This is a genomic window from Ruegeria sp. BG8 (assembly GCF_056538325.1).
On the sequence record NZ_JBQFSZ010000001.1, the window covers coordinates 283738 to 302141 of the forward strand.

Below are 18404 nucleotides of genomic sequence, written 5' to 3' on the forward strand. Positions count from 1 at the left end.
CCCCCGGCTTTGCCCGTCGTATTCAGGGCCGCAACCGACGGGGCAGACACCTGCCGACAAAAGCACAAAGAGGGCACTATGGCCGCAGGCATGAAAAACCTATCGAAGACCTTTGTCTGGATACTCATGGGCCTTTTGATGCTGGGCCTTGCAGGGTTCGGGGCCACCAGCCTTTCCGGCACTGTTCGGACAGTGGCACAGGTTGGGAACGAAAGCATTTCGGTCAACGAATACGTGCGCGAGCTGCAACGAGAAATTCGCGCTGTCGAAAGCCAAACCGGGCAGCCAATGCAGATTTCGCAAGCCCACGAGTTCGGGCTTGATCAGTTGGCACTGTCGCGTCTGACTGCGCTCGCGTCTTTGGACAACGAAGTCGGTCAGTTGGGTATCTCAATCGGTGATGAAAACCTGCAAAGGGACATCGTTTCTATCCCTGCCTTTCAGGGCATCGACGGGACCTTTGACCGCGATGCATATGAATTCCAGCTGGACCAGATCGGAATGACAGACTCGGAATTCGAATCCGATCTGCGCAAGGAATCTGCGCGCACCATCGTTCAGGGTGCGATCATGGGTGGCATCGAAATGCCGCAAACGCTGACCGATGCCCTGACCGACTATGTCGGCTCCCGGCGCAGCTTTACCGTTGCGACGGTCGGACCCGATGCTTTGCCCGCGCCGATTGCCGATCCCACGGATGGCGATATCCAGACCTACTATGACGAAAATCCCGAGCAGTTCACCCTGCCCCGCACCAAAGACCTGACCTACGCTATCCTATCGCCGGACATGTTGTTGGACAGCGTCGAGGTTGACGAAGACTCGGTACGTCGTCTGTATGACCAACGTGCGGATGAGTTCCTGCAGCCAGAACGACGCCTTGTCGAGCGCCTTCCCTTTGCCGACGAATCCGCTGCGAATGACGCTATGGCCCAGCTTGCCGTTGACGGTACGACCTTTGAGCAGTTGGTTCGTGACCGCGACCTTGAACTCAGCGATGTGGATCTGGGCGATGTAACGCGCGACGATCTTGGGGATGCCGCCGATGGTGTGTTCGCGGCCGAGTTGGACACCGTCGTGGGCCCCTTGCCGTCCAGCTTGGGTCCCGCGCTGTTCCGGATCAACGGATCGCTGGCAGAGAACAATACATCCTTCGAAGACGCCGCCCCCACCCTACGCGAGGAACTGGCCGCAGACCGTGCCCGCCGCCAGATCGAGGCGCAATCCGAAGACATCAATGACCTGCTGGCTGGTGGCGCCACCCTCGAAGAAGTTGTCGCCGAGACCGAGATGGAGTTGGGCCAGATCGACTGGACCAGTCAAAGCGAAGACGGTGTGGCCGCCTATGACGGATTCCGTACTGCCGCCCAAGCGATAAACGAAGGCGACTTCCCGGAGGTTGCGTTTCTGGAGGATGGCTCGATCTTTGCCATGCGCCTGAACGAAACCCTTCCGCCCCGCCCCGAGCCACTTGAAAGCGCCCGAGACAGGGTTGCGTTGGCGTGGACCCAATCCCAGACCAATGACGCGTTGCAACAGCATGCGGCGACCGTTCTGGAACAGCTGGAAAACGACGGTGATTTCACCGCCACCGGCCTTCCGTTCCGGGTGGAAAACGCGCTGACCCGCACGGCGTTTCTAGAGGACGTACCAGCCGATTTCATGCCCCAGGTTTTTGAGATGGAGCCCGGTGAGTTGCGCGTGATCCCAGGTAATGGCTCAGCCCTGATCGTCCGTTTGGAAGAGCTGCTGCCGCCGGATGACACGGATGAGCTGCGGCAGGCGCGCGAAGCCTTGGCGGCCCAGTTGAATCAGGCTTTGGCGCAGAACATCTTTGACGCCTTTGTCCGCGATGCGCAGGTTCGCGCCCGACCGACTGTGGATCAGCGTGCTCTGAACGCTGTTCAGACGAGCTATTAAAAGAGACCACCATGGCCCTGACACCTGAATTCGACGACTTCGCCCGCGCCTATGAGGCTGGCGAAAATCAAGTCGTTTACACCCGATTGGCCGCCGATCTGGATACGCCGGTATCGCTGATGCTCAAACTGACAGGAGCACAGAAAGACGCCTTTATGCTGGAGTCCGTGACCGGTGGCGAGGTCCGCGGTCGGTATTCTATCATTGGGATGAAGCCAGACCTGATCTGGCGGTGCCGTGGCGAGACATCGGAATTGAACAGATCGGCCCGCTTCGATGCCGAGGCGTTTGTCCCGCAAGACGGCAATCCAATGGATAACCTGCGGGCGCTGCTGTCGGAAAGCCGGATCGCCCTGCCCGATGATCTGCCGCAGGCTGCCGCGGGTCTGTTTGGCTACCTCGGTTACGATATGGTGCGACTGGTCGAATATCTTCCAGACGTAAACCCCGATCCTTTGGGTTTGCCTGATGCGGTTATGCTGCGCCCATCGGTCGTTGCTGTATTGGATGGCGTCAAAGGCGAAGTCACGGTTGTTTCCCCCGCATGGGTCAGTGGCGGGCAGTCGGCCAAAGCTGCCTATGCGCAAGCTGCGGAACGGGTCATGGACGCGGTATGCGATCTTGAGCGCGCCATGCCCGCCGAGACCCGCGATTTGGGAGATGCCTCAGAAATAGCGCCGCCGGTTTCGAACTTTACCAAGTCCGGGTATATGGAAGCGGTTGAAAAAGCCAAGGAATACATCCGCGCGGGCGACATCTTTCAGGTGGTTCCCGCGCAGCGCTGGACACAGGATTTCCCGCAGCCGCCTTTCGCATTGTATCGGTCGCTGCGCCGGACTAACCCGTCGCCCTTTATGTTCTACTTCAATTTTGGTGGCTTTCAGGTTGTTGGCGCCAGCCCAGAAATTCTTGTCCGTGTTTTTGGTAGCGAAGTAACAATCCGGCCCATCGCTGGAACTCGACCCCGGGGTGCAACCCCGGAAGAAGACAAGGCGAATGAGGTCGATCTGCTTGCGGATAAGAAAGAGCTGGCCGAGCACCTGATGTTGCTGGATCTGGGCCGCAACGATACCGGGCGCGTGGCCAAAATAGGCACCGTCCGTCCGACAGAAGAGTTCATAATCGAGCGCTATAGCCACGTGATGCACATCGTGTCGAACGTGGTCGGTGAACTGGCCGACGACAAGGACGCATTGGATGCCTTTTTCGCAGGCATGCCAGCAGGCACAGTTTCGGGTGCCCCAAAGGTGCGTGCAATGGAAATCATCGACGAACTTGAGCCCGAAAAGCGAGGAATCTACGGCGGGGGTGTCGGGTATTTCAGCGCTGGCGGCGACATGGATATGTGCATTGCGCTACGAACGGCGATCGTGAAAGATCAAAAGCTGTACATTCAGGCAGGCGGAGGCGTTGTGTATGACAGCGATCCCGAAGCCGAGTTTATGGAAACAGTTCACAAGTCCAACGCCATTCGCAGAGCTGCCGCAGACGCGGCTCGTTTCACCGGTTCTGGCAACACGTGATGGCGCGGCTGGCCCCGTGGCCAGCCTGACTGCTTGCTTACTGCACTTGTTGCTTCATTACGGCCGAGATCGGCGCCATCGCCACGCGGCCACCGCGATCTTCCAGGCCCCAAACCAACAAAGCTGAGATCGTTTCAGGTCTCAGACGGCCCAGCATAACCACGGTGCCTTCCTGGCCAGCCCGGAATGCGGCTTGATCCAGAAAACGTCGCATCAACTTGGGATCCTGCCGTGCGCCGTCGATATCCCGGAAAATAACGCTCGACGGTATACCGTTCCGCGCGGCCAGTTTTTGCACGGTGTTCAGGCCATTGTCTTGCGTCACTATTCCGCGACCCGTTCCTCCAGCAATTGCGGCAACTTGATCGGCCAGTTTGCGGTTACCTTGAATGCCGGTTTCAACGCCTTCCAAAATGCCGACAGTTTCCGGCAGGGCCTCCAACCAAACGGATAACGAAACCTCAGCGTCTTGAGCGCTTGCGGCTCGTGGCATGTCAGCCAAGGCCAAAACCTCAAAACCGGCCGCGCGATGCTTGGCCATCTTTTCAGCGGCTTCCGGGTCTGATGGGCTGACTGCGAAACTGATTGGATAGGGGAAATCCTGCAGAGCTTCCGCCCCGAACGCACCCTCGTCGTCAATCAAAATGATCGACATTAGGGGCTTGTCTTCTGGGTTATCAAAATCGACTGCGTATGTGTCGATCGGTTTTCCAATGACAATGGATGTATTTGTTGCGCTGTTTCCCGAAGGAGAATTGCCACGCTCGGTCAACGGAACAACGCGCTCGCCAACTGTCGGCGGGCGTGCGCCGGCCTGCTCCGCTCCGATCTGTGGAACGGCAGCAATGCGTGGCAAGCTAGGAGTAAGGTCTTTTTCCTCACCTTCTACAGCAATGGGGTTTTCTTCTGGTAAAACCTCAGGGAGTTCCTGCGTCTCTGCCTCTGTCACTTCTGGCAACGGTTCTGGCTGCGGCTCCACCTCTGCAAGTTCTGGCAGTGGGTCCGGTTGGACTTCCGGCTCACTCTCAGTAGCACTCGGCTGAGGTTCGTCTTGCTGCGGTTCTTCGACAACAACCTCTACCGTTTCTTCCACAACGGCTTCTTCCACCACTGCCGCCGGAGGTGCAGGCGCTTCTTCAACAAGCTCAGGCTGCAGCTCCACGTACGGGGCTTGTGGCAATGGCGCAGGTGCCTGGGGGGCAGCAGGTGCTTCGGTCGAAACGACGACCTCGTTCGAAGTGGATGGCAGAGCTTCTTCTATTAGCGCGGCAGTCTGATTGACCTTAGGTTGTCCTTCGGGCGCATTTTCAATTTCCGAAAGACCAGCCAATGTATCGGTCTGTTCCTCGGTCGGTTCTGGCTCAGGGGCAGGCAAAGTAACCAGATCGGCATCACCGACTGTATCGGGTTCCTGTGACGCGATTTCTTCAGCGTCATTGACAACAGGATCCGGAGCCTGTTCCGCAAGAGCAGGTTTGCGTGTCAGGGGCGTGTTTAACGACAGCATCACACCCAACACCATTACAACGACCGCACCTGCGATCATCCCTCCTACAAATCCGCCCATTGCAATTGCCTTTCGACTTAATCCTGCTTCGATCGCCTGCGTGTCGTCTGTCGCGACACTCGCATGCAAGTGCGTCAAGGTCCGGATGTCCTCTTGACGCTGCCTCGCAAGCCTGAGCATGTATGTCCCGACATTATATCGCGGCTCGGGGCTGCATCGCCAGTCCGAAATGCCCAACCCGAGACAAGTGCCCAAATGCTGCTGCTGATCGACAACTACGACTCGTTTACCTACAACCTAGTACATTATTTAGGCGAACTTGGTGCCGAAATGGTCATCAGGCGGAATGACGCTCTTGATGTGCAAGAGGCTATGGCCATGAACCCAGCCGGAATCTTGCTCAGCCCCGGTCCATGTGACCCCGACCAGGCCGGTATATGCCTGGCGCTGACGCAAGCGGCAGCCGAAACGCAAACGCCGTTGATGGGTGTTTGCCTTGGACATCAGACAATTGGCCAAGCGTTTGGAGGCGATGTCGTGCGGTGTCACGAGATCGTTCACGGGAAAATGGGAACGATGCATCACACGGGCAAAGGCGTGTTCGCGGGTTTGCCATCGCCGTTCGAGGCAACGCGGTATCACTCGCTAGTGGTTGACCGCAACACCCTTCCGGACAGCCTTGAAATCACAGCAGAACTGGAAGACGGAACCATCATGGGGCTGCAACACAAAACGTTGCCAATTCACGGCGTTCAGTTCCACCCCGAATCCATCGCGTCTGAACATGGTCATGCTTTGCTCAAGAATTTCCTGTCTGAAATGAAAGTCCCCGCATGAGCGATACACTGAAACCCCTGATCGGAGCAGCGGCGGACCGCCCGTTGACCCGCGCGGAGGCAGAACAAGCGTTTGGCTTGCTGTTTGAAGGCGCTGCAACACCCAGCCAAATCGGCGGATTGCTGATGGCAATGAGAACCCGCGGTGAAACCGTGGACGAATTCGCTGCTGCCGCCGCCGTCATGCGGGCCAAGTGCAATGCTGTGACAGCACCCGAAGGCGCGATGGACATCGTAGGCACGGGTGGCGACGGCAAGGGCACCCTGAATATATCGACTGCGACGGCCTTTGTGGTGGCCGGTGCAGGCGTGACTGTCGCGAAACACGGCAACCGGAATTTAAGCTCAAAATCCGGTGCGGCTGACGCGTTGGGCCAAATGGGAATAAACGTTATGGTTGGCCCTGAAACCGTTGAAAAAGCGCTGAAAGATGTCGGTATTGGCTTCATGATGGCGCCCATGCATCATCCGGCGATTGCGCATGTGATGCCCACACGCCAGGAACTCGGGACGCGCACGATTTTCAACATTCTTGGGCCGCTAACCAACCCAGCGGGTGTTAAGCGGCAGTTAACCGGTGCCTTCACGCGCGACTTGATCCGTCCGATGGCAGAAACTCTGGGCGTTTTGGGGGCCGAGCATGCATGGCTCGTACACGGCTCGGACGGCACGGATGAGCTGACCATCAGCGGCGTCAGCTGGGTTGCGTCGTGGGAGAACGGTCGTGTCAAAGACGTCGAACTGCACCCAGAGGACGCCGGACTGCCGGTGCACCCGTTCGAGGACATTCTTGGCGGAACACCCGAAGAAAATGCCGTTGCATTCCGGGCACTTCTGGACGGAACCCCATCCGCCTACCGCGACGCCGTTCTGCTAAACGCAGCAGCGGCGTTGGTTGTTGCAGACGCAGCCGATAACCTCAAAGACGGTGTCGAAAAGGCAGCGCATAGTATTGATAGCGGCAAGGCCAAAAACAAAGTGACCGCTTTGGCCCGCATTACTCAGGAGGCCGCATGACCGAGACGGTTCTGGACAAAATCAAAGCCTACAAGCTGGAAGAAGTCGCGTTAGATAAAACGCGTAAGTCTTTGGAGGATTTGGAAACTGAAGCCAGAGCTGCTTCTGAGGTTCGAGGCTTTGCTTCGGCGTTGATGCGTGCCACCCGTTCCGGCTATGGGCTAATTGCCGAAATCAAGAAAGCCAGCCCGTCCAAAGGCCTGATACGGCCTGACTTTGACCCGCCGGTTTTGGCCAAAGCCTACGAGGATGGTGGTGCCGCCTGCTTATCCGTTCTGACGGACACGCCCAGCTTTCAAGGGGCGAAAGAATACCTGAGCCAAGCGCGTGCAGCTTGTGCACTTCCGGCGCTGCGGAAAGACTTTATGTACGACCCCTATCAGGTGGTGGAAGCCCGGACGTTGGGTGCGGACTGCATCTTGATCATCATGGCCTCGGTAGAGGACACTCAGGCCGCAGAATTAGAGCAGACGGCATTCGATTGGGGTATGGACGTTTTGATCGAGGTTCACGACGAAGCCGAGTTGGAACGGGCCGTAAAGCTGAAAAGCAATCTGATCGGGATAAATAACCGCAATCTCAAGACCTTTGAGACCACACTTGATACAACTCGCCGCCTGTCTAAGCTTGTACCGGGTGATCGGACGATCGTCTGCGAAAGTGGTCTAAGCACCCCCGAGGATCTGTCGGACATCGCCAGATACGGTGCCCGCTGTTTCCTGATTGGCGAAAGCCTGATGCGACAGGAGGACGTGACCGCGGCGACGCGTTCTCTTTTGGCGAACCCACTGATCCCCGGAGTGATGTAATGGCGCTTACGCACTTTGATGCCGAGGGTCAGGCCCATATGGTCGATGTATCGGATAAGGCCGTGACCGACCGGGTAGCTGTGGCCGAAGGTCACATCAAAATGGCTCAAGAAACCTTTGATTTAATTTCCGAAGGTCGTGCCAAAAAGGGCGATGTTCTGGGGGTCGCGCGACTTGCCGGGATCATGGGCGCAAAGAAGACGCCTGACCTTATTCCCCTGTGCCATCCTCTTCCCGTAACGAAGGTGGCCGTCGAGTTGACTCTGGATCCCGACCTACCGGGCGTTCAAGTTCAAGCGACCGTAAAAACCTCGGGCCAAACCGGGGTTGAGATGGAAGCGTTGACGGCTGTTTCGACCGCAGCATTGACCATCTATGACATGACCAAAGCCGTCGACAAAGCGATGGAAATCGGCGGGGTTCGCGTTTTGCTGAAAGATGGCGGAAAATCTGGACGTTACGAGGCGACATGATCACGGTTGAAGAGGCACGCTCGCTGCTTTTTGATCTGGTAGAAGCCTTGCCAGCAGAAACTGTTCCCCTTGCAGATGCCGCTGGCCGCGTATTGGCGGAAACCGTGTCGGCATCTCGTAATCAACCGCCCTTTTCGGCCTCTTCGATGGATGGGTACGCGGTCAAATCCGCCGAAGTCGAGCTGCACGCCATGTTCAAAGTTGTCGGAGAGGCAGCAGCCGGACGTCGTTTCACAGGTCACGTCGGCCCCGGACAAGCAGTGCGCATTTTCACCGGTGCACCCGTCCCCGAAGGCGCAGATTTTGTTGTTATACAGGAAGATATAGACCGACGTGGAGATGTGATAACGATCACGGATCACCCCGGTGAAAAGACCAACATACGTCCCGCCGGAGTGGACTTTGAAATTGGGGCGTCGATAACGGCCCCGCGCAGGTTACGGCCTGAAGACGTTGCATTGATGGCCGCGATGAATGTGCCCAACGTGCCCGTGTCCAGCAAACCGGTAATCGCCCTGATTTCAACGGGTGACGAGTTGGTCATGCCGGGTGAAACACCTGGCCCGGATCAGATCATTGCGTCAAATACCTTTGGTTTGAAGGCGTTACTCGAATCTGTTGGAGCAAGTGTTCGCATTCTTCCCATCGCAAGGGACACCGTACCGTCCCTCGAAACTGCGTTCAGCCTGGCTGAGGGTGCCGATCTAGTGGTCACTATCGGCGGCGCATCCGTTGGGGACTATGATCTTGTATCGGAAGTGTCAGAAGCGCTGGGTATGGAGCGGGCGTTCTACAAAATCCGCATGCGTCCGGGTAAACCTTTGATGGCGGGACATCTTCACAACATGGCGATGGTCGGATTGCCGGGAAATCCTGTTAGTGCAATGGTTTGCGGCTATCTCTTCTTAGTGCCAATGGTACGTCGCATGCTGGGTTTGGATCAAACACTGACGCCTTTCCAACATGCACGTTTGACAGCACCCATATCGGAAAACGGTCCCAGAGAGCATTACATGCGCGCCGTCGCGGACTCGGACGGGATACGCGCCTGCGATGATCAGGACAGCTCGCTGCTCAGCGTACTGGCCCAGGCAAACGCTCTATTGGTTCGCCAACCCCACGACCCCGCGAGGGCCGCTGGCGACGAAGTGACGTACCTTCCGATCTAAACAAGCTCAAATCCGTTGACACAAAACGTGAACATGCGTAGAACAAAAGAAAACGCATGACCTGCGAGGTGTGAGCAATGTTGACCAAGAAACAGTTGGATTTGTTGGAATTCATCCACAAACGCGTGCAGGCGGATGGTGTTCCGCCCAGTTTTGACGAAATGAAAGCCGCGCTTGATCTGCGGTCAAAGTCAGGCATCCACAGATTGATCACCGCACTGGAAGAACGCGGGTTCATTCGACGACTGGCCCACCGCGCGCGGGCCATAGAAATTTTAAAACTGCCCGAAAGCCTTGGAGGAGAGCCAACTGCTGCCTTCAAACCTCGGGTCATCGACGGCGACAAACCTGACGGCCCCCGCCCAGCGAATTTCGAACCGGTCACGGTAGACGCGATGGAGTTACCGGTCATGGGCCGCATTGCCGCCGGTGTTCCGATTGAAGCGATCAGCCACGTGTCACACCGTGTAGCGGTGCCGGGCTCGATGGTGTCAGGCAAAGGTGAACACTACGCGCTAGAAGTCCGCGGCGACTCGATGATTGATGCAGGGATCAATGATGGCGACGTCGTTGTTATCCGGGAAACTTCGGTTGCCGATAACGGCGACATCGTGGTCGCGCTCGTCGAAGATCAGGAGGCGACGCTGAAACGGTTCTTCAGACGCGGGCACGCCATCGCGCTCGAGGCTGCGAACCCGGCATATGAGACCCGCGTCCTGCCTGAGGAAAAGGTCAAAGTACAAGGTCGGTTGGTAGGCCTAATTCGCAGCTACTGACGGTTTTTGATGCTGCGGTCCCCCTGCGAGCTGGGGGACCACAGCCTGCTCCCCGTGAATTCGGCACTGGTGGTGATGACATCGCCGCTCAGCGCGAGGCTTCCGGTTTTCATCAAAGCATCGGGGTCGAAAACCGCACATTTTCCTTCTAACTTAACCGGCACCGAAGAAATGATGAATTGATGTTCTGCGCATTCCTTTAGGCTAAGCGCAGATTTTTTTCCTGTAAGGTGGACTACTTCGAGACCCCCTACTGGATATCTTCGGACAGAATTCTGCGTGTCAGCCCACCTTCCTGCCGCAATCCTCTGATCGACACCGTCACCGTCGTTTTCCAGCCAGACCGTGGCCACAAAACCGCTGCCCTTTTCCTTGCTAAGCGCCCTTCCCTTGTCGGTCATCACGCCAACTAAACCTCCGGACTCGGCGACCAGAACGTCTGGTCGATTCCCCTGCCCCCACATCAAAAAACTTGCTGCGATAGCCAGGCATCCGATCCACCGCGCCTTTCCCTGCCAAAGCACCAGCCACAAAGCCCCCATCGCGCATACGGGCAAGGCATAGGTAGGAGGGCTGGCAACATACCCCTGCGCGCCATCCAAGGTCGAAACATACCCGGATACTGTCAAAATCCACTCTAGCCCAAGGCCCATGACCGCTAACGGCAAAACCTCTAACCCGAAGGGGGCCAGCAATGCGGCGACTACTGCCGAAGGGACAACAACGGACCCCATCACCGGAACGGACAGCATGTTCGCGAGCAATCCATAGTGGGATACCGTGTTGAAATGGGCCGCGCCGATTGGGGCCGTCGCAAGGCCAGCTATGGCGGATGACATCAACAGGCCTACAACAGACTTCAGCCATTTGGGACCAGGCATGGGGCCAAAATCCCTGAGTTGACCAAATACTGCGACAAGCGCGGTCGTCGCTGCGAAGGACATCTGGAACCCCGGGCTCAAAAGGGATTCGGGACGCAAGATCAGGACAATAAGCGCGGCTACCGCAACTGCCCGCAAAGAGATAGCTCGGCGGTCAATCAGAACTGCGCCCAACATGACGCTGGCCATGACAAAGGCGCGTTCCGTGGCCACGTTCCCGCCAGACAACATCAAATAGACTGTCGCGGCGATCAGGGCGCAGCCAGCTGCCAATTTGCGTGTAGGCCAACGCAGAGCAACAAAAGAAATCGCGGCAAATCCCCCCCTACAAAGCAAATAAACAAACCCGGTCAAAAGGCCCATGTGCAGGCCCGAAATAGCCAACAGATGCGCAAGGTTCGACGCACGTAGCGCATCGAGAGTATCTTGCGCCATTCCACTTCGGTCGCCCGTCGTTACCGCGGCTGCGAAACCACCAATCTGTCCGGGCAGGATAGCGCGCACGTGGTTAGAGATCGCCAACCTCAAGGCCGTAATGCGAACGCCCTGCACTTCCTGATCAGCAATCAACAATACCGGTACGCGCGTGTACCCCACGGCACCCAGCCCCTGAAACCAAGCATGCCGACGAAAATCAAAACCGCCGGGCTCCACAGGACCTTGGGGTGGAGACAAATGCCCAGTTGTCATGATCCGTTGCCCCGGCACCAAATCAGCCTCACCCCCGTGCAGGGACAGTCGGACGCGCTGGGGCCGGCGTTCCAACGGCACATCCCCTAGCCGCACCTGGTCCAGCGTAACCCGCAGCGCGTCCGACGCAGAGCGGTCCAGGGCTAGAACCCGCCCCTCGATCGGGCCGTAATAGCGCCATGATAGCACCGGCTCTGCCACCGTATGAGCGCGCGCACCCGCCAGAACAAATCCGACGGCAATCAGCACGCACCCTGTTACTAACGACGACCAACCAGAGCGCGTTCCCCGGATCAACCACAAAACCGCCAGGGCCAGACCCACCAAGCAGGCGTAGATCGGCAACCCCGGCTCGAACCGGAGAGAGAAATACAGACCGATCCCAATCGCCAAACAGACCGGAGACCATTGAAACAAATGTCCGGATTGGTTCAGCAATGCCGCCTCGACCCGTGCCAGAACACGCATGGTTGCCCCCGTCCTTCCGGCTCGTTAGACAGGCGCAAAACTATGCCAGACACGGTTACCAAAAGGTTAATCCAAAACATGTCCGATCAGGTCGTCACTCGCTTCGCTCCTTCTCCAACTGGATTTCTGCATATCGGCGGTGCGCGAACCGCGTTGTTCAACTGGCTATTTGCGCGCGGCAGCGGGGGTAAATTTCTGCTAAGGATCGAAGACACGGATCGCGAGCGGTCAACCCCCGAGGCGACCGCTGCCATCCTTCAAGGTATGGCTTGGCTCGGTCTGGACCACGATGGCGAGGTGATCAGTCAGTTTGAGGGTGCCGCGCGTCACGCCGAAGTAGCGCAACAGCTTTTGAACGAAGGCAAAGCGTATAAGTGTTTTTCTACCCAAGAAGAAATCGCTACGTTTCGTGAACAAGCGCGTGCCGAAGGTCGATCAACTCTGTTCCGCAGCCCTTGGAGGGATGCTGACCCCGCCACGCACCCCGATGCACCCTACGCGATCCGCATCAAGGCACCGCAGGATGGAACGACCGTCATACGCGATCAGGTTCAAGGCGACGTATCGATCCGAAATGACCAGTTGGATGACATGATCATTCTCAGGTCAGACGGAACGCCAGTATACATGCTCGCCGTGGTGGTCGACGATCACGACATGGGCGTGACGCATGTCATACGTGGGGATGACCACCTGAACAACGCCGCGCGTCAAATGATGATCTATGAAGCGATGGGTTGGACTGTTCCCGTTTGGGCGCATATCCCACTTATACATGGTCCGGACGGCAAAAAGCTTTCGAAACGCCATGGTGCCCTTGGCGCGCAGGAGTATCAGGCGATGGGATATCCGGCAGCCGGGATGCGCAACTATCTGGCGCGCTTGGGTTGGAGCCACGGAGACGACGAATTCTTTACGGACGAACAAGCCAAAGAGTGGTTTGATCTCGATGGCATTGGTAAAAGCCCTGCGCGTTTCGACTTGAAAAAGCTCGAGAATCTGTGTGGCCAGCACATTGCAATCGCAGAAGATGCCGCATTGCGGCACGAAATCCAAGGATACCTCGCCGCAGCCGAATTGCCTGCTCTCACCGACACACAATCTGGTGATCTGGAACGTGCGATGTATTGCCTCAAGGATCGCGCGCGCACTTTCCCGGAACTTCTTGAAAAAGCGCACTTTGTCCTTGCGTCCCGCCCTATTGAACCCGACGAAAAGGCGGCAAAGGCCCTAAGCACTGTATCCGATGGTATACTGAATGAATTGACGCCGCATGTGCAAAATGCTAGCTGGACGCGAACCGGACTGGAGGAGGCCCTGAATTCGTTCGCCGAAGCGAAAGGGGTTAAGTTTGGCAAGCTTGCGGCGCCACTGCGCGCCGTGTTGGCAGGTCGGGCGGTTACACCTTCGGTTTTTGATATGATGCTCGTGTTGGGGCGGGATGAAACCCTGGCCCGGCTTTCTGACGCAGCGACTTAAACCAAATCTTCACATTTGGGTAACGCTGCTCCGCTAACACCCGGACTGCGCGCTCGCGCGCATCCGTTGCCCGCAGGATCGGACAGCGATCTGATTGCGCATGAATGAGGAAGGGACAATATGACCGACAGCAATAAATCAGCCACTCTGACAGTTCATGGCGAAACATACGAGTTGCCGGTTCATTCGCCAACTGCGGGACCCGATGTGATCGACATCCGCAAGCTTTACGGCACCGCCGGTGTGTTTACGTATGACCCTGGTTTTACATCTACCGCCAGCTGCGACAGCACCATCACCTATATCGATGGGAACAAAGGTGAATTGCTGCATCGCGGTTATCCGATCGACCAACTTGCCGCAAAATCGCACTTCCTAGAAGTCTGCTACCTGCTGCTGTACGGAGAGCTGCCTTCGGCCCCAGTTCTGGAGAAGTTTGAAACCACCATCACACGCCACACAATGCTGCACGAACAAATGCAGTATTTCTATCGCGGGTTCCGCCGGGATGCGCACCCAATGGCGATTATGGTGGGTGTCGTTGGTGCGATGTCCGCGTTCTATCACGACTCGACCGATATCTCGGACCCGCATCAGCGCGAGGTCGCCTCGCACCGCTTGATCGCTAAGATGCCGACCATCGCGGCTTGGGCCTACAAGTACCACACTGGTCAGCCCTTCGTATATCCGCGCAACGATCTGGACTATGCGTCGAACTTCCTACGCATGTGCTTCAGCGTTCCGGCTGAAGAGTATGAGGTCAACCCGATCCTCAGCCGCGCGATGGACCGTATCTTTACCCTGCATGCCGACCACGAGCAGAACGCCTCGACCTCGACCGTCCGTCTTGCGTCAAGCTCTGGCGCGAACCCATTCGCCTGTATTGCGGCCGGTATTGCTTGCCTCTGGGGTCCTGCGCATGGCGGCGCCAACCAAGCCTGCCTTGAGATGCTGGAAGAAATCGGCAGTGTTGAGCGTATACCGGAGTACATTGAACGCGCCAAAGACAAGAACGATCCGTTCCGCCTGATGGGCTTTGGCCACCGCGTCTACAAAAACTTTGACCCGCGTGCCAAAGTGATGAAGCAATCCGCGGACGAAGTTCTGGACTTGCTGGGTATCGAAGACAACCCCAAGCTTCAGGTCGCGAAGGCGCTGGAAAAACAGGCGCTTGAAGATCCATATTTCGCCGAAAAGAAACTGTTCCCGAACGTTGACTTCTACTCGGGTATCATCCTCGAGGCGATGGGCTTCCCGACTTCGATGTTCACTCCGATCTTCGCTCTGTCGCGGACCGTTGGCTGGGTCAGCCAGTGGAAAGAGATGATCGCGGATCCACAGAACAAAATCGGGCGTCCGCGTCAGTTGTATCTGGGTGAAACCAGCCGTGACTATGTGGATATCGAAAACCGCTGATACTCACCTAAATTGTTTAAAAGCTCCGGTTCTTGAACCGGGGCTTTTTTATTGGAATAGCTGTAGCTGATCACCAGCTTGCGGCGGCTTTTCGAACAAATCGCACCGCAACTGGGGTGTCCGCGTTGCCAGCCCCAAGCGTTTGACAGCTAACGAGAATCGCTTGGCGACAAGCGCGGCATACTCGCCCTCACCCCGCATCCGATGACCCCAGCGCGGATCATAATCCCGGCCGCCGTGCATCTCGCGAAGCTTGGACATCACCTTTTCGGCACGCGCGGGTTCATTCGATTTCAACCAGTCTTGCCAAAGCTCTGATACTTCTCGCGGCAGACGCAGCATGATCCAGCTCGCCGCATTTGCACCAGCATCACGCCCGGCCTCTAGAAGAGTCTCCAGTTCGTGATCGGTCAAACCAGGAACCAAGGGCGAAGTCATCACCCGGACTGGTATCCCTGCCCGGACCAGTTTCCGAATGATCTCCAGTCGTCGCTTTGGTGAAGGGGCGCGTGGCTCCATCCGGCGTGAGAGATCGGCGTCCAACGTGGTCAAGGAAATGCCGACCCGGACAAGCCCGACTTTCGCCATTTGCGCGAGGATATCAATATCACGCTCGACCAACGTTCCTTTGGTTACAATTCCAATCGGATGCTTGAATTCCAGCAGCACCTCAAGGCACTTGCGGGTAATCGACAGGTTCTTCTCAATCGGTTGATATGGGTCCGTATTCGTTCCCAATGCGATTGGGGCCACTTTATACGCTTTTGACGACAGCTCTTTGCGCAGAACCGTAGCGGCATTTGGCCGGGCGATCAGGCGGGTTTCGAAATCAAGCCCCGGCGAAAGCCCTAGATACGCATGAGAGGGCCGCGCAAAACAGTAAACGCAACCGTGCTCGCACCCCCGATACGGGTTGATAGAACGATCAAATGGCAAATCGGGCGAGCGGTTATAGGTTATCAAGCTACGCGCCAGTTCCTCACTAACTTCGGTCCGAAGTGGCGGCAACTCTTCTTCGATATCCCATCCGTCATCGCAAGCAACGGTGTCAAAACGCTCAAACCGACCGGTGGTATTTGTTGTCGTTCCTCTGGCACGGATACGCGGCGTTTGCATTATTTGTTCCCATTTTGTTCTTGTTCTTTCATACAACTCGCCAAAGGTATGCGCAAGCGACAGACAGGCTTTCAAACCTTTACGCAGCCAGTGATTTTCACACCAGCGTGAACGAACTGCAGGAACTTCATGCAAAAAATGACGTCGAGTTGATCAAGAAATTGTCCTATAGGTCGGTCCCGGAACGACCTTGGTCGCAATCGTCACAGTCGAACTGCGACGTTTTAGCCAAAACGGAAAAAATGCCACCCACGGGCGCAATGCGCCCAAAGCTCAGGGAAACGCTCCATGTCCGATGAAGAAGACATCGTCCTGTCCGAACTGAACGACGAAGAACTTGTCGAACAAATGTTCGACGATCTCTACGACGGTCTGAAAGAAGAGATCGAAGAAGGTGTAAACATTCTGCTGGAACGCGGATGGACCCCTTACGACATCCTGACCAAAGCTCTGGTCGGTGGCATGACGATCGTTGGCCATGACTTCCGCGACGGCATCCTGTTCGTTCCCGAAGTTCTGCTGGCCGCGAATGCCATGAAGGGCGGCATGGCGATCCTGAAGCCGCTGCTGGCCGAAACCGGTGCTCCTCGCGTTGGCAAGATGGTTATTGGCACCGTCAAAGGTGACATCCACGACATTGGCAAGAACCTTGTGTCGATGATGATGGAAGGCGCAGGTTTCGAAGTGGTCGACATCGGAATCAACAACCCGGTTGAAAACTACCTTGAGGCGTTGGAAACAGAACAGCCCGACATCTTGGGTATGTCGGCCCTGCTGACCACCACCATGCCTTACATGAAAGTGGTGATCGACACGCTGGTCGAACAAGGCATGCGCGAAGAGTACATCGTTCTGGTTGGCGGCGCGCCTCTGAACGAAGAGTTTGGCAAAGCCATCGGTGCCGACGGATACTGCCGCGACGCAGCCGTCGCTGTTGAGATGGCCAAGGACTTTGTTTCGCGCAAGCACAATCAGCTGGCCGGTTGATCGGAGCACATTCCGAATTCAAAGGCCGTCCGGCATCCGGGCGGCCTTTTTTGCGCGAAGGCGCCAGCAGGTTCAAAAACGAACGGCGCAAACCAATATTACCAATTCGTGCTAAGCCACCGAACAGAGGCCGATCATGACCGAGGAACACTTTCCAGACGATAACAGCCTGACGACGCAGGGTTATCAGGAACAAAAAACGCAGGAACAAATTCTGCTTCTGGCGTGCGGGGCGCTTGCGCGCGAGATATTGGATCTCAAAAAGCGCAACGGTTGGGAACATATGGCACTGACCTGCCTGCCCGCGATTTTGCACGTGCACCCGGAACGGATCACCCAAGCCGTTGAGGACGCGGTGTCAAAGCACAAGGACCAGTACGACAAGATTTACGTCGTTTATGCCGATTGCGGCACCGGAGGTCTGTTGCAAAAGGCCTGCGAAAACATGGGGGTCGAGATGATCAAGGGCCCACATTGTTATTCGTTCTTCGAAGGCAACGCAGCTTTTGACGCCCGAGGGGACGATGAAACAACGGCCTTCTACCTGACAGACTTCCTGGCCCGACAATTCGACGCCTTCGTTTGGAAACCCTTGGGACTGGATCGCCACCCCGAACTACGCGACATGTACTTTGGCAACTACACCAAGCTGGTTTATCAGGCGCAAACAGACGATCCTGACCTGACAGAGCGCGCCCGTGAATGCGCCGATCGCATGGGGCTGGCTTTTGAGCGCCGTTTCACGGGCTACGGGGATCTTGAAACGACCCTCAACGAATGGGCGCAGCGCCCGCTATAGCTGCGGCGTTTCAGGCATTTTCCTGCGCAACTTCGCGGATGCGTTCGATCATCGAGCGCAACCCATTTGATCGCTGTGCCGAAAGGTGGTCGTTCAGCCCCAAACGTCCCAGTTCTGCTGCGGCGTCTACCTTGGGGACATCGCCAACAGGCAGGTCGTTGTACAACGCACGCAACACGGCAATCAGTCCGCGCACGATCAACGCATCGCTATCCCCATCAAACCGGAATACACCGCCTTCGATAACAGGATGCAACCAAACCTGACTGGCGCAGCCATGCACCTTGGTGGCAGGAACCTTTAGCGCATCGTCCAGAGGCTCCATCGCTTTGCCCTGATCAATGACATGGCGGTACCGGTCTTCCCAGTCCTCCAGAAACTCGAAATCTTCGACAATTTCCTCAAAGGCAGGCGTTGCCATCTTGGGGCGGTCCTTTCATTGCGTTCACATCTGTGAACTATGCCTATGCCCCCGGCCTGTCCAGACCCGGCGTGGGTTTTCAAAGCCACGGTTTTGCGATAACCCGTTGCTGATATT

At 56.8% G+C, this 18404-nt stretch carries 16 protein-coding genes; 12 read left to right on the forward strand and 4 right to left on the reverse strand.

Translation table 11 applies throughout. The annotated features are described in order from the left end of the window. Positions 1 to 78 precede the first annotated feature (78 nt). Together ACR0DG_RS01470 and trpE are read left to right on the forward strand one after the other, a co-directional pair. Positions 79 to 1920, forward strand: a complete 1842-nt coding sequence (locus tag ACR0DG_RS01470) for a peptidyl-prolyl cis-trans isomerase (protein WP_480693658.1) — start codon at positions 79 to 81, stop codon at positions 1918 to 1920. Positions 1921 to 1931: 11 nt separating this feature from the next. Continuing rightward, the gene (gene trpE / locus ACR0DG_RS01475) at positions 1932 to 3443 is read left to right on the forward strand and encodes an anthranilate synthase component I (RefSeq protein WP_480693659.1); all 1512 of its coding nucleotides are present in this window, start codon (positions 1932 to 1934) and stop codon (positions 3441 to 3443) included. Positions 3444 to 3480: 37 nt separating this feature from the next. On the opposite strand, the gene ACR0DG_RS01480 is transcribed toward trpE, so the two are convergent. Next, a complete protein-coding gene (locus tag ACR0DG_RS01480; protein ID WP_480707063.1) occupies positions 3481 to 5010 on the reverse strand; it encodes a divergent polysaccharide deacetylase family protein in 1530 nt (509 codons plus the stop codon). A gap of 195 nt (positions 5011 to 5205) precedes the next feature. Here ACR0DG_RS01480 and ACR0DG_RS01485 point away from each other — a divergent pair, with 195 nt between their 5' ends. From ACR0DG_RS01485 to lexA, 6 genes are all read left to right on the forward strand, one after another. Beyond that, a complete protein-coding gene (locus ACR0DG_RS01485) occupies positions 5206 to 5787 on the forward strand; it encodes an anthranilate synthase component II (RefSeq protein WP_480693661.1) in 582 nt (193 codons plus the stop codon). Further along, positions 5784 to 6803, forward strand: coding sequence for an anthranilate phosphoribosyltransferase (trpD, locus tag ACR0DG_RS01490; RefSeq protein ID WP_480693662.1), 1020 nt, complete (start codon positions 5784 to 5786; stop codon positions 6801 to 6803). Before ACR0DG_RS01485 ends, trpD begins: the two co-directional genes overlap by 4 nt. Further along, positions 6800 to 7612 (forward strand): indole-3-glycerol phosphate synthase TrpC, encoded by an 813-nt coding sequence (trpC, locus tag ACR0DG_RS01495; protein WP_480693663.1) that lies wholly within the window; start codon positions 6800 to 6802, stop codon positions 7610 to 7612. The genes trpD and trpC overlap by 4 nt, the downstream gene beginning before the upstream one ends. Continuing rightward, a complete protein-coding gene (gene moaC / locus ACR0DG_RS01500) occupies positions 7612 to 8085 on the forward strand; it encodes a cyclic pyranopterin monophosphate synthase MoaC (RefSeq protein WP_480693664.1) in 474 nt (157 codons plus the stop codon). Before trpC ends, moaC begins: the two co-directional genes overlap by 1 nt. After that, positions 8082 to 9254 (forward strand): molybdopterin molybdotransferase MoeA, encoded by a 1173-nt coding sequence (locus tag ACR0DG_RS01505; protein WP_480693665.1) that lies wholly within the window; start codon positions 8082 to 8084, stop codon positions 9252 to 9254. The genes moaC and ACR0DG_RS01505 overlap by 4 nt, the downstream gene beginning before the upstream one ends. A gap of 77 nt (positions 9255 to 9331) precedes the next feature. Further along, a complete protein-coding gene (gene lexA / locus ACR0DG_RS01510) occupies positions 9332 to 10030 on the forward strand; it encodes a transcriptional repressor LexA (protein WP_480693666.1) in 699 nt (232 codons plus the stop codon). On the opposite strand, the gene ACR0DG_RS01515 is transcribed toward lexA, so the two are convergent. Beyond that, positions 10024 to 12069, reverse strand: a complete 2046-nt coding sequence (locus ACR0DG_RS01515; RefSeq protein ID WP_480693667.1) for a ComEC/Rec2 family competence protein — start codon at positions 12067 to 12069, stop codon at positions 10024 to 10026. The two genes, lexA and ACR0DG_RS01515, sit on opposite strands and share 7 nt — an antisense overlap. Positions 12070 to 12147: 78 nt before the next feature. On the opposite strand from ACR0DG_RS01515, the gene gltX reads away from it, so the two are divergent. Together gltX and gltA are read left to right on the forward strand one after the other, a co-directional pair. Further along, positions 12148 to 13548: a glutamate--tRNA ligase gene (gene gltX, locus ACR0DG_RS01520; RefSeq protein WP_480694961.1), complete on the forward strand. Its 1401-nt coding sequence runs from the start codon at positions 12148 to 12150 to the stop codon at positions 13546 to 13548. Positions 13549 to 13668: 120 nt separating this feature from the next. After that, a complete protein-coding gene (gene gltA, locus ACR0DG_RS01525) occupies positions 13669 to 14964 on the forward strand; it encodes a citrate synthase (RefSeq protein ID WP_480693668.1) in 1296 nt (431 codons plus the stop codon). 48 nt (positions 14965 to 15012) lie between these two features. Here the strand turns inward: gltA and ACR0DG_RS01530 are convergent, their stop codons facing one another. Further along, positions 15013 to 16080: a PA0069 family radical SAM protein gene (locus tag ACR0DG_RS01530; protein WP_480693669.1), complete on the reverse strand. Its 1068-nt coding sequence runs from the start codon at positions 16078 to 16080 to the stop codon at positions 15013 to 15015. Positions 16081 to 16368: 288 nt separating this feature from the next. Here ACR0DG_RS01530 and ACR0DG_RS01535 point away from each other — a divergent pair, with 288 nt between their 5' ends. Both ACR0DG_RS01535 and ACR0DG_RS01540 read left to right on the forward strand, forming a co-directional pair. Further along, complete coding sequence (locus ACR0DG_RS01535; protein WP_480693670.1) at positions 16369 to 17067, forward strand: corrinoid protein; 699 nt, start codon at positions 16369 to 16371, stop codon at positions 17065 to 17067. A 136-nt stretch (positions 17068 to 17203) separates the two neighbouring features. Continuing rightward, positions 17204 to 17866, forward strand: coding sequence for a DUF1638 domain-containing protein (locus tag ACR0DG_RS01540; RefSeq protein ID WP_480693671.1), 663 nt, complete (start codon positions 17204 to 17206; stop codon positions 17864 to 17866). A 10-nt stretch (positions 17867 to 17876) separates the two neighbouring features. On the opposite strand, the gene ACR0DG_RS01545 is transcribed toward ACR0DG_RS01540, so the two are convergent. Beyond that, entirely contained in the window at positions 17877 to 18287 is a 411-nt protein-coding gene (locus ACR0DG_RS01545) for a SufE family protein (protein ID WP_480693672.1), read from the reverse strand. Between the last annotated feature and the right edge of the window lie 117 nt (positions 18288 to 18404).

What these genes read in the sequence shown, in the direction of transcription:
- ACR0DG_RS01470 (WP_480693658.1), top strand. Translation starts at nt 79, where the DNA reads ATGGCCGCAGGCATGAAAAACCTATCGAAGACCTTTGTCTGGATACTC.
- trpE (WP_480693659.1), top strand. Translation starts at nt 1,932, where the DNA reads ATGGCCCTGACACCTGAATTCGACGACTTCGCCCGCGCCTATGAGGCT.
- ACR0DG_RS01480 (WP_480707063.1), bottom strand. Translation starts at nt 5,010, where the DNA reads ATGGGCGGATTTGTAGGAGGGATGATCGCAGGTGCGGTCGTTGTAATG.
- ACR0DG_RS01485 (WP_480693661.1), top strand. Translation starts at nt 5,206, where the DNA reads ATGCTGCTGCTGATCGACAACTACGACTCGTTTACCTACAACCTAGTA.
- trpD (WP_480693662.1), top strand. Translation starts at nt 5,784, where the DNA reads ATGAGCGATACACTGAAACCCCTGATCGGAGCAGCGGCGGACCGCCCG.
- trpC (WP_480693663.1), top strand. Translation starts at nt 6,800, where the DNA reads ATGACCGAGACGGTTCTGGACAAAATCAAAGCCTACAAGCTGGAAGAA.
- moaC (WP_480693664.1), top strand. Translation starts at nt 7,612, where the DNA reads ATGGCGCTTACGCACTTTGATGCCGAGGGTCAGGCCCATATGGTCGAT.
- ACR0DG_RS01505 (WP_480693665.1), top strand. Translation starts at nt 8,082, where the DNA reads ATGATCACGGTTGAAGAGGCACGCTCGCTGCTTTTTGATCTGGTAGAA.
- lexA (WP_480693666.1), top strand. Translation starts at nt 9,332, where the DNA reads ATGTTGACCAAGAAACAGTTGGATTTGTTGGAATTCATCCACAAACGC.
- ACR0DG_RS01515 (WP_480693667.1), bottom strand. Translation starts at nt 12,069, where the DNA reads ATGCGTGTTCTGGCACGGGTCGAGGCGGCATTGCTGAACCAATCCGGA.
- gltX (WP_480694961.1), top strand. Translation starts at nt 12,148, where the DNA reads ATGTCCGATCAGGTCGTCACTCGCTTCGCTCCTTCTCCAACTGGATTT.
- gltA (WP_480693668.1), top strand. Translation starts at nt 13,669, where the DNA reads ATGACCGACAGCAATAAATCAGCCACTCTGACAGTTCATGGCGAAACA.
- ACR0DG_RS01530 (WP_480693669.1), bottom strand. Translation starts at nt 16,080, where the DNA reads ATGCAAACGCCGCGTATCCGTGCCAGAGGAACGACAACAAATACCACC.
- ACR0DG_RS01535 (WP_480693670.1), top strand. Translation starts at nt 16,369, where the DNA reads ATGTCCGATGAAGAAGACATCGTCCTGTCCGAACTGAACGACGAAGAA.
- ACR0DG_RS01540 (WP_480693671.1), top strand. Translation starts at nt 17,204, where the DNA reads ATGACCGAGGAACACTTTCCAGACGATAACAGCCTGACGACGCAGGGT.
- ACR0DG_RS01545 (WP_480693672.1), bottom strand. Translation starts at nt 18,287, where the DNA reads ATGGCAACGCCTGCCTTTGAGGAAATTGTCGAAGATTTCGAGTTTCTG.